The organism is Azorhizobium caulinodans ORS 571 (assembly GCF_000010525.1).
Taxonomy (GTDB): domain Bacteria; phylum Pseudomonadota; class Alphaproteobacteria; order Rhizobiales; family Xanthobacteraceae; genus Azorhizobium; species Azorhizobium caulinodans.
Genome location: NC_009937.1, coordinates 1498088 through 1508758, shown reverse-complemented (window position 1 = coordinate 1508758; position 10671 = coordinate 1498088). Strand labels below are relative to the sequence as shown.

General features: G+C 66.3%; 11 protein-coding genes. 2 read left to right on the top strand and 9 right to left on the bottom strand.

Going from position 1 to position 10671, the window contains the following annotated elements; translation table 11 throughout:
- Window positions 1–6: 6 nt before the first annotated feature.
- The 9 genes from AZC_RS06915 to AZC_RS06875 form a co-directional block, all read right to left on the bottom strand.
- Window positions 7–1134 carry an FAD binding domain-containing protein gene (locus AZC_RS06915; RefSeq protein ID WP_012169871.1) on the bottom strand — a complete coding sequence of 376 codons (1128 nt, stop codon included), beginning with the start codon at window positions 1132–1134 and terminating at the stop codon, window positions 7–9.
- 33 nt (window positions 1135–1167) lie between these two features.
- The gene (crcB, locus tag AZC_RS06910) at window positions 1168–1575 is read right to left on the bottom strand and encodes a fluoride efflux transporter CrcB (protein ID WP_012169870.1); all 408 of its coding nucleotides are present in this window, start codon (window positions 1573–1575) and stop codon (window positions 1168–1170) included.
- 260 nt (window positions 1576–1835) lie between these two features.
- On the bottom strand, window positions 1836–4028 hold the full coding sequence (locus tag AZC_RS06905; protein ID WP_148209811.1) for a TonB-dependent receptor: 2193 nt from the start codon (window positions 4026–4028) through the stop codon (window positions 1836–1838).
- 179 nt (window positions 4029–4207) lie between these two features.
- Window positions 4208–4675, bottom strand: coding sequence for a DUF2946 family protein (locus AZC_RS06900; protein WP_148209810.1), 468 nt, complete (start codon window positions 4673–4675; stop codon window positions 4208–4210).
- Between the two features lie 6 nt (window positions 4676–4681).
- Window positions 4682–5860 carry a cytochrome-c peroxidase gene (locus AZC_RS06895; RefSeq protein ID WP_012169868.1) on the bottom strand — a complete coding sequence of 393 codons (1179 nt, stop codon included), beginning with the start codon at window positions 5858–5860 and terminating at the stop codon, window positions 4682–4684.
- Window positions 5861–5944: 84 nt separating this feature from the next.
- Window positions 5945–6595, bottom strand: coding sequence for an SCO family protein (locus AZC_RS06890; RefSeq protein WP_012169867.1), 651 nt, complete (start codon window positions 6593–6595; stop codon window positions 5945–5947).
- Window positions 6592–6825 carry a hypothetical protein gene (locus AZC_RS06885; protein ID WP_012169866.1) on the bottom strand — a complete coding sequence of 78 codons (234 nt, stop codon included), beginning with the start codon at window positions 6823–6825 and terminating at the stop codon, window positions 6592–6594. Before AZC_RS06885 ends, AZC_RS06890 begins: the two co-directional genes overlap by 4 nt.
- 80 nt (window positions 6826–6905) lie before the next feature.
- Window positions 6906–7349 (bottom strand): hypothetical protein, encoded by a 444-nt coding sequence (locus AZC_RS24330; RefSeq protein WP_052285882.1) that lies wholly within the window; start codon window positions 7347–7349, stop codon window positions 6906–6908.
- Window positions 7350–7664: 315 nt separating this feature from the next.
- On the bottom strand, window positions 7665–8594 hold the full coding sequence (locus AZC_RS06875) for a LysR family transcriptional regulator (RefSeq protein ID WP_012169864.1): 930 nt from the start codon (window positions 8592–8594) through the stop codon (window positions 7665–7667).
- A 140-nt stretch (window positions 8595–8734) separates the two neighbouring features.
- Between AZC_RS06875 and AZC_RS06870 the strand changes: the two genes are divergently transcribed.
- Together AZC_RS06870 and AZC_RS06865 are read left to right on the top strand one after the other, a co-directional pair.
- The gene (locus AZC_RS06870) at window positions 8735–9748 is read left to right on the top strand and encodes an MBL fold metallo-hydrolase (RefSeq protein ID WP_043879014.1); all 1014 of its coding nucleotides are present in this window, start codon (window positions 8735–8737) and stop codon (window positions 9746–9748) included.
- 55 nt (window positions 9749–9803) lie between these two features.
- Window positions 9804–10469, top strand: a complete 666-nt coding sequence (locus AZC_RS06865) for a pyridoxamine 5'-phosphate oxidase family protein (RefSeq protein ID WP_043880104.1) — start codon at window positions 9804–9806, stop codon at window positions 10467–10469.
- The last annotated feature ends 202 nt before the right edge of the window (window positions 10470–10671 follow it).

Below are 10671 nucleotides of genomic sequence, written 5' to 3'. Positions count from 1 at the left end.
GGCGCCTCAGGCCCGGTCGAGTAGGAGGCCCCGTCCGAGCCGCTGGCCATAGGCGACGATGGCCTGACCGACCGGGACACGCTCGGCCTGATAGGCGGCAAGGGCCCTGTCGAGGTCGGGATGGCGGAGCAGCACCTCGCGCAGGGCGAAGGCATCGCCCGCCGCCTTCGCGACGCCCATGGCCGTGTGCGGCCGCGCGACGAAGGCCGCGTCGCCCATCAGGGCCACACGACCCCTGACCATGTGAGCGGGGGCATAATCGAAGATCGCGTGGATGAAAGGCCGGGGTTCGGCCGCCACCGCGGCCGCGAAGGAAGCCGGCAGTCGTTCGGCCGCCTCCTCGCGCAGCGTCTGCGCCAACTCGGGGCGCAGATGACCGGGCGCGAGCGAGAAGGGCCGGTGCGTGCCGTCGATGTCCAGCAGGATGCCGTGCAGTTCCTCGGGCGTATAGCGGCGGTACCAGACCCAGTTGTAGCGCCGCTGTCCCAATTCGGTGGAGCCGTCGGCGCCGGGTACGAGATAGCCCAGAATGTGCGAGCCCGGCGCTTCGTAGAAGGCGAAGCGTTCGAAAAGCTGGCGCTGCGCCAGATGCGGCACCTGCGTCTCCGGCACGAGGCCGCGCCAGGTGGCATAGCCGACATAGCTCGGCTTCGACTGGGCGCCGGACACCGCCTCGCGCACGATGGAGCCGATGCCGTCCGCCCCGATGACGAGATCCGCCGTCTCTTCGTGCCCATCCGTATATTGGACCCGCGCGCCCACGGGATCTGAATGCACCGCCAGTGCACGGGCCTTGATGCGGTAGCGCGCATCCGGGACCAGATCGCGGAAGGTGCGGAACAGAACGTCCCACGACAGTTGCGTCTGGGGCGTGCGCTGGGTCTGGATGATCCTGTCGCTGCGGTCGAGATAGATCCGCTCATGCGCGGTCACGCCGACCCGCGCCACATGCTCGATGCCAACCTCCCGCAGGATGTCGAACACCTCGCGCTGGGCCACGAGGCCGGCGCCCCGCCCCTCCAGCCCGTGTTCGGAGCGTTCGGTAACGGTGACGTCGAAGCCGGCGCGGCTCAGAAGAACGGCGGCGAACAGGCCGCCCATCGACCCGCCGACGATCAGAATGCGAGGGCTCATGGGATGCGTCCCGGCAGTTTCAGGTTGGAGAGTTCAAGCCCCGACGCTTCTGGACCAAGTGGCGATGGAACCGGGCAGCATGTAGCCGACAGCCACTGCGGCGAGGCACAGGGCAAGGGACAGCATGACATTGAGCAGTGCCCGCCCGGGTTCTCCCGCATGTAGCAGGGTCAGGGTCTGGAGGCTGAAGGACGAAAAAGTGGTGAAGCCGCCGCAGAGGCCGACCAGCACAAACTGGCGGACTTCCAGCGGGGTGGAAGCACCCGGCCCGTTCTCGAAGAGGGCCGCGCACAGGCCGATGACGAAGGAACCGCCGATGTTGATGAGGATGGTGCCCCATGGAAGGCCATCGCCCAGCAGCAGCGTCAGCCAGCGGTTCATCCCGAAGCGCAGGATGGAACCGAGCGCGCCCCCGAGCGCCACATATCCATATGCGAGCATGGCTCATCGCCCCATCAGCCGCCGCGCGCCGGCTTGTCCGGGTGCGGCCATGAGCAAGAGTCTCACGCGGGCATGAAGGGCGACATTCTACATTGCGGTCGCCCGATTGAACCATCGTATGGCCGACCCGCTGCGGCATTGATGACGACCGCCGCGGGTGTCACTGGAAAGGCAATTAAGCAGGCGCCGGAAGCATGGCCAGGCGCCTCCGGGCGGCGCCAGCGAGGTGCGGGCGCGAGGGAGCCGCGCCCGCGGGTCGATCAGAATTTGACGGTGACGCGCGTATTCACCGAGCGGCCGGGGCCGGCAACGCCATAACCCCAGACGGACGACGACCCCATCATCGATACCTGCTGGTAATTCACCAGATTGGCCCCGCCCAGCGGGAGGTCGTATTCGGTGTCCAGGATGTTATCGATGCCGAACTGGATACGGACCGCATTCCACTCATAAGCCGTGCGGAAATTGAGCAGGGCATAAGCGGAGGTTTCGGTCTCGTTGCGCACTTCGCTGACCTGCGTCTTGGCGCCGACCATCTGCACTTCGAGGCTGTTGGTCCAGTTGCCGATGGTGTGGTCCAGCCCCACCGTGCCGTTGACCGGCATGATGTGATACAGATCGACACCGTCGGTTCTCTGGCCGCGCACGAAGTTCACGTTGCCGCGCAGGACGCCTCGGCCGTAGACCGGGCCATCCCACAGTGCGAGCTTGCCGTCGATGTTGATGCCGTAGAGCCAGGCGTCATGGTTGGCGAACTGCAAAAAGACGAAGTTGTTGGTGGTGGTGAGATTGCTGGCGAGGTTCGACAGGCACCCGGCGAGCGCGCAGCGATCCACGTCGATGTAGTCCTGTACATAGCTGTAGTAAGGCGACACGCGCACTTCCCAGACCTTCTGGGCCGCGTCATGCCAGCTGGCGGTGAAGCTCACCGTATGGGCCTTCTCCGGCACGAGGTCGATATTGCCCAGATAGCCGTTGCCGTCGCCGAACCAGCCGATCATCTGCATGGCCATGGCATTGGTGGACCAGGCATAGCGCTCGTAGAAATTCGGTGAGCGCGTCTTGCGGGCGAGGCCCAGCTCGTAAGAGCTCATGGCGTTCGGGGTGTAGCGCAGGATCGCCGAGCCATCGAAATTGATGTCGGTGCGGGCGTGATCGAGGGCGTTGAACGCCGCTGCGTTCGCCCCGTACATCATCGCATTGTAGCCCTGCACGTCGCCGGTGTTCATCCAGACGATGTCGTTCCGCACCCCGATGATGCCGGTCCATTGATCGTTGAAGTGCCGCTCCCACTCGGCATAGGTTCCGATGCGCGTGCGCTGGCCATTGTTGATGTTGATGAAGGTGTCGGGGCCCATCATGCTGGAGCCGGCAACGGGCGGCCACCAGTCATCGAGCGTGTTGTAGACGAGCTCGTTGCCGACCCTGACCAGATCGTGCGGCGAGACGTCGATGGTTGCGCGGATATTGTAGCCGAGATTGCTGGTGCGCGTGTCCATGGGCATGTCGCCGGTCTTGTCCGGCTGGATGAAGCCCATGGTGTGCCGGACCCGGCTGAAGAAGGCGCTGGCCTCCAGCCTGCCCCACTCGAACCGGCCTTCGTAATTCCCGTTGATGAAGAAGGAGCGGTTGTCGACCAGATCCATGTACTGGTTGACGTAGCTCTCATAGGGAATGAACTGGCCTCCGAGTTGCAGCGTGAACAGGTTGCTGGCGTCCCGCTTCGAGATGCTCACCGCATGGTTCTGCGTCTCGTACATGGTGGACTTGATGGTGGTGCCGTTGCCCGAGGTATAGTCGCTCGCCCGCGCCCATCCGCCCGTATAGGTCACGTTCGTGTCCTCGTTGGACATGGTGGCGGTCACGTCCGTGCCGTAGCCATTGCCGTTGCTGCGGTAGTAGCCCGAGACACTGCCGCTGGTGGTGATCTGCTGGCCCGGCGTGAACTTGGGCTGCGCGACCTCGACCTTCACCTTGGCGCCGGTGTAGTCGCCGCCGACGCTCACCGGCGATGTGGCGGTGAAGACGGTCATGTTGGAGATCATCGCCGGGTTCACGAAGGACAGCGGCGGGTTCATCTCGTTCGGACAGGCGACACCATAGGTCATGCCGTTGATGTCGATCTGCACCCGGTCGGCGCCCATGCCGTTGATGGCCGGAAGGCTGGAGACTCCACCCGCGCCCCAGGCCGCGCCGCCGGGCACGCCGGTCAGCAAGGCACCGCTGTCGCTCGTGGAAAGCGCGGCCGTTCGGGCCATGATGCTGGTGATCGTCGAGGTGTCCAGCGGCAGGAAGAGGTTTTCGCCCGCGCCCTCATTGGCGCCCCAGTCCGGTTGCGAGGCGGTCACCACGACCGTGGGCAGGCTGTTGCTCACCGGCTTGCCGGCGGATTGGGCGCTGGCCGACGCCATCATCAGCCCGCCGAAGAGCGCAATGAGCGCGGGGGATGTCATAGCACTGCTGTGACGCAATTGATCACGAAAACGCAGGAGGGAATGAGCGTTCATGGGAAGAAATCCAGGAATTTGAGCATGACCCGACGACGCGCGACCATGACGGCGCGCGGGCGCGGGACGGCATCGGTGCCGCGGCAGGAATGGGTGACGGGGCCGCGCGGCAGGCGCGGCAAAGCTCAGGCCTGGAGTGGAGGCGCGCGGGGTTGAGAGGGCCTGCGCGCCGGACGCGCGAACCGCCAGGGCTTCGAAACCGACTGATAATGCGGCGCCTGCGTGCGCCGCGCGACCTGCGCCACGGACGGGGGGGACGGCAGGATCACCGCATCGGCGCGTGCGAGGCAAAGCGGACAATGCACCGCGACGCGCTGGTCGTCGGGTACAGCCCCGTCTGCATCGGAAATGGAAAACGTGCCACAGATGGGGATTTCGGCGCCGGGCAAGGCATGGGCGTTGACCGGCATCAGTGCGCCGATCAGGACAAGCTGCAGCAACAGCGCATAGGCGGCGGTCCAGCCGATGAGCCATTGCGCGCTGCGATTTGCGGATCTCACGGTCCGCAGCATTTCAGAATCCCCCAGTGCTCGACCGAATAACATGCCCGGAAGCAGACTGGAAATATTGATCCAGAAACGATTGTTGATCACGACCGGTCATTTAGGTCCATCATTTGGGCCGGACGCTACCAGCGGCTCGTAGCGCTTGTCGGTCAGTGTCTTCAGGAACGCCACGAGGGCATCGATCCGGCGATCATCGAGGGCCGGGCTGGCCTGCAATTCCGTTTGCGACAGTGTCCCCCGCACCTCGGGCGGAGCCCAGGGCTGGCCCGTCTCGGGATTGATCTGACGCGCCTCCGCGTGGGAATTATACTTGTTGTAGAACAGGATGACCGTGCGCAGGTCGGAGAAGACGCCATTGTGCATGTAGGGTGCCGTGACCGCGACATTGCGCAACCCCGGTACGCGGAATCGCCCGTCCTGTCGGGCATCATGAATGCCCTTCCGGTCGCGCAGGCCATGGTCCGGCTCTGTGTTGCCGACGACCGGGTTTCGCGGCACGCCGATATTATGAAAGCGGTAGTTGGAAAAGGTCTCGGTCGCGGCATCCGGGCCGCCCGACTGGTGGCACTGACGGCAATTGGTGAACTGGTTTGAGAAGAACAGAACCCGCCCCAGCTCCTCCTGGGGCGTCATCTGATATTCGCCCTTCAGGAACCGATCGTATTTGGAATCAAAGGGCGAGACCGCCGGACTGCGCTCATATGCAGCCAATGCCTTGCCAAGCGCGGCAAAGGCCGTCGCAGGCGTTCTGAAGACATCGGGGCCGAACACCTCCTGGAAGGCGGCCACATACTCCGGCTTCTCACGCAGCCGGGCGGCGATGCTTGCCTTGTCCGGCATTGCCATTTCCACTGGATTGAGAATGGGCTGGCCGGCCTGTGCTTCCAGCGTGTCGGCGCGCCCGTCCCAGAACTGCCCTCCCACATAGTCCCCGGCCGTCGTCCGGCCGAAGGGGGGACTGAAGGCGGCATAGGCAACACTCGGGACGTTGCGACCGCCATAGGAATGCCCGTCGTCGCCCAACGAGACCGCGCCACCCTTGGGGCCAGGTCGCGGATCGGTGAAGGCGCGGGCCGGATCGTGACATGTGGCGCAGGACTGCGTCCGGTTCTTCGAGAGGTTGACGTCGAAGAACAGGGCCTCGCCGAGGCGGACAAGCCGGGCATCCCCGTCCGCGGCAGGGAGCGGGCGTGGTGCAATCAGGAGGCATAAGGCGGCCCCTAGCGCGAGCGCGCGCGGGCGCGCGGCACGGCGCGGCAAGGTCATCGGCATTGGAACGTGATCCGTCGAGACGTGGCAGGTGGACCGCCTCCCCCTTTGTGGGATGAGGCGGTCCTGTGTGCGGCGGCGAAGGCCTCAGGAGCCGGAGTGCCCTACTGCGGAGGGCTCGCCAGCGATGAGGCGCCTCAGCTTGGCGTCCCGCGAGGAGGCGTCCTCGCCATAGCCGATGGTTCCCGCAAACTGCCCGCGCGCGTCCATCAGATAGACCGTCGCGGTGTGGTCGAGCGTGTAATCGCCGTCCTTCCCCGGCACGCGCTTCCAGTAGACCCGGTAGGCGCGCGCCAGTCTGGCGATCTCCTCCGACGTTCCGGACAGACCCACGATCTGGGTATCGAAGGCGTCGATATAGCTCGCGAGCACCTGTGGCGTGTCGCGTTCCGGGTCGAGCGAGACGAACAGCACAGGCAGGCCGAGCCCCCCGGTCCTCAGACGTTCCAGGGACTGGGACATGTCCCAGAGCGTGGTCGGGCAGACATCTGGACAGTGGGTGAAGCCGAAGAAGATGGCGAACGGCTTGCCCTTGAGATCGTCGCTGGACAGCACCTCGCCCTTGGACGAGGCCAGCCGGAAAGGACCGCCGACGCTGGTTCGCACCGACGGTTCCCGGCCGAGGAGGAAGTTCGAGACATAGACAGACAGGGCAATCGCACCCGCGATGGCGAGTGCGATGAGCAGCAGGAGGAGAGGCAGACGCCTCCTTCCGATGGGCTGGCTGGTCGTCGTCATGGCGTCACCACGCCGGAGAGCGAAGGCGCGATGCGCGCAGGGGCGGATGTGATCGTGGCGCCCTGCGGGGCCTCATGGGCCGTTAGGGCTCCGTGAGCCATCAGAGCCTGGGCGGTGAGTGCGATGATGGCCAGCACGATTGCTGCGATCGCGATCATCTCTTCCACCTTGAGGCGCCGCAGCAGGCGGCGTGCGCCATCTTTCCTCGGAGCGTTGAGAACAGGGGTCATGGGCGTCCTCCACGGGACGTCGGCCGCGCGCGGGGCACGGGGAATGGGAGCGGAATGGCTGAGAAAGCGCTTTCGCGCGGTCAGGCCATCCGTGGAGGCGCACGGGCCCGTGAGGGGCGCTCGGCGGCGCGTATGGATTGGGAAACGACCTCAGGCGCGCGGCGGCCGATGCTCCGAGGGGGAACCGTCGGAGGCGAGGCCACGGCTTCCGGGGGCGCGAGCGCCGCCGCCCCGAACATGGGGCAGCCCTGCCAGCAGCAATCGGGGGCATGGGCACTGCCGTCCGGCGCCTTGCCGCCCTCTTCCCCGTCCGGATTGCTGGTGCAGATCACCCCGAAGTCGGAGGAGAGATCCGGCATCGCATGGGCACCCAGCGCCATGGCACCGAGAAGCCCTTGCCACAGCAGGACGTACGCCGCCAGACAGGCGACGACGGCTCTCCATGTGGCGGCGCGGGTGCGCATGCGTTCTGCTGCCTGTCCGATGATCGCCGTGTCATAGCGCCCGCTGGACAATCCGGCCATGTGGCGGAAAGCGCCGCCACCATGGGCGCGCATATCCGCAGCATGCCGGCCTGACAGCGGCCACGCAAATGATCGGTCAATCTACATGAAGCCAGCCCGCGTCGGCGGGAGCACTTGGACATATTGCCCGATGCCGCCGAACCAGGGACGGATCGACCACGCGCTGGAAATGGACGCCCGCCGTCTCCACTCAACCGGCATTCATCGAGGGACGCCGCACCTCCCTCCCGAGGTCAGTGTGCTGACAGAGCTAAGTGACCGCCTCAGCCACGGTTGCGCGCGGTCACAAGGCGCCCGACGGGGCGAACGCCCGGCTTACCGGCCGCCACTGTAGGGCTCGCCCGCATCGAGCGATGCCATGCGAGCGCGCAGACGCGGGACGGTCCAGTCGAGGAAGCTGCGCACCTTCAGCGGGAGCATATCCGCCTGCGGATAGATGAGGCTCACCGGCAGCGGCTCGGGCACGGACTCCGGCAGAAGGACCTGCAATTCGCCGGACCGCAGTTCGTCCGCCACCTGATAGGAGAGCACGCGGATAATCCCGAGACCGGCACGGGCGGCCTGGATGGCGGCTTCCGTGGTGTTTACGGCGAGCTTCGGGCTCGGCTCGATGCTAAAGGCCGCACTGTCCCGCCGGTAACGCCACTCTGGCGCGACCGCAAAGCCCTGGAAGCTGATGCCCTCATGGGTGGCGAGATCCTCCGGCCGGCGGGGAACGCCGCGTCGCGCGAGATAAGCGGGGCTGGCGCAGATCACCCGGTGGACCGCGCCGACGCGGGTCGCGATGAGGGCGCTGTCCTCCAGATGCCCGATCCGAAGCGCCACGTCGATGTGTTCGTCTCCGAGGCTGATCTGCCGGTCGGTCAACGTCAGGCGCAGGCTGATCTCAGGGTGTTCCGCGAGAAATTCGAGGGCGATGGGCAGGAGATGACGCTCACCGAAGGAGATGGGCGCGGTGACATGCAGCGTCCCTCGCGGTGTGCTGAATTCTCCGGCCGCCTCCCGCTCCGCCTCCTCCAGCTGGCTCAGGATGCGCCGGGAGGCGGCAACGAACGCGCGGCCGGGCTCGGTGAGGGCGAGCCCCCGCCGGCTGCGGACGAACAGCGGCGTTCCCAGATGAAGCTCCAGCTCAGCAATCTTCCGGCTGACGGTCGCAAGCGGCGCGCGCAGGAGCCTGGCGCCGGCCGAAAGGCTGCCCGCCTCGACGACGGCCAGGAGCACGGACATGGCATCGAAGCGATCCATCTCAACCTACCGAAATCTGGGAGGATAGCTCCCGAAAAACCAGAATACCGCGCGATAAGTGGATATCCTAACGTCACCGTCAACCGGGGCCGAGGTCGGGACGGCCTGTCCCGATGCCCTCTCACCAGACGGATCCAGCCATGCCCGATCTCTCCCGCCGCGCTTTTGCCTCCGGCCTCTCCCTCGGCATTCTCGGCGGCGGTGTCCTCCCGCTCGTCACGTCGGCCGGAAGTGCTACGGCCGCACCTGCGGCGGGGCAGACCTCTGCTCCTGCCGCGGCCGCTGCAGCCGCTCCGGCAGCCAGCGTGACGCCGCTGGCGCAGATCAGGATCGGCCGCTTCACCGTGACGGCTGTCACGGACGGTTATGCGGACATGCCCTACACCTTTTTCCCCGGCCGCACGGCTGCCCAGGTGGAGCAGGCCGCCGTGGCGCAGTTCGTCGCGCGGCCGAGCGGCGTGCGCTTCGTCTTCAACCAGTATCTCATCGAGGATGGCACGCGCAGGATCCTGCTCGACACCGGCCCGGCCGGCTCCATCGGGCAGACGGGTGCGCTGCCGCAGGCCCTCGGGGCGATCGGCCTGCGCCGGGACCAGATCGATGCGGTGATCGTCACCCATATGCACGAAGACCACCTGGGCGGTCTCGTGGTCGGCGGCCAGAACAATTATCCCAACGCCGAACTCTTCATCGACCGGCGGGACGTCACGCACTGGACAGATCCGGCCAAGCGGGCGGGTGCGCCGGAGTATCTCCAGAACAGCTTCCGGATGTCGGCTGCCGTGGCGAAGCTCTATCCCCGGCTCCAGGCCATCGACGGCGAGCGGGAGGTGGCGCCGGGGATCTCGATCGTCGATCTGACTGGGCACACCCCCGGCCATATCGGCGTCCGGATCGCCGATGCCGGCCAGAGCCTTATCATGGTGTCCGACATGCTGTTCCCGGTGGTGCACCCGCAGGCGACGGACGTCGGCTTCGTGTTCGAGCAGGACCGCGCGGCCGCCCAGTCCATGCGCGATCGCTTCTTCTCCCGCGCCGCCTCCGAAGGTGCGCTCATCGCCGCAACGCACATGCCTTTTCCCGGGCTCGGCCGCATCGTTGCCGACCGGGGCCAGATGCGCTGGCAGGTGACGGACTGGGCCTGGCAGTCCTGACAGTTCCCCCGAGAGCTCAGCCGCCATGGAGCGGCGAGAAAGCGCGGAGGATCTCATGCATGAGAGATACCTGAATATCACCTCCACCCCATCCGTCGAGGCCGCGCAGGAACGCTTCGGCAGCGCGGCCCAATGGGCCCGTAGCCGCGCGCGCCACTCTTTGGATGAGGCAGACCCGATCGACGGGCTCGGCGCGGCCGAGCGGGCGTTCATCGCCGCGCGCGACGGCTTCTATCTGGCGAGCGTCTCTGAGACCGGGTGGCCCTATGTGCAATATCGCGGCGGGCCGGCCGGCTTCCTGAAGGTGATGGACGAGCGCACCCTCGGATTTGCCGACTTCCGCGGAAACCGGCAGTACATCACCACCGGAAACGTCGAAGCCAACGACCGGGTCTCCCTGTTCCTGATGGATTATGCCCATCGGCAGCGGCTGAAGATCTTCGGTCACGCCCGTATCATCGACGCGGCGGACGATCCTGCGCTGACGCAGCGGCTGGCGGTTCAGGGTTATGCCGGGCGCATCGAGCGCTCCGTCCTGATCGCGGTCGAGGCCTTCGACTGGAACTGCCCGCAGCATATCACGCCGCGCTTCACCCAGTCCGAACTCGAAGCCGCACTCGCCCCTATAAGGGACGAAATGGACGCTTTGCGGCGCGAGAACGAGCGATTGCGCCATGCGGCCAACGCGAACGTGCAGCACGAGGACGATCCGCAGGCCTGACAAAACCTGCTGAATGGCAGGTCACCCGGAAGGGCGCGGCACGCCTCGCCCGGATATGGCCTTGTGGCTCCGAACGATGCTGCGGTCAGCGGGCGCAGCGGGCGGCCGATCGGGCGTCGTCGCCGCCCGATCGGCATGGATGAGCTTGGGGCGTCCATGCCGTCCTCGCGGCCAAGCCATGCGCCGCCGGGGCGCATGGCCG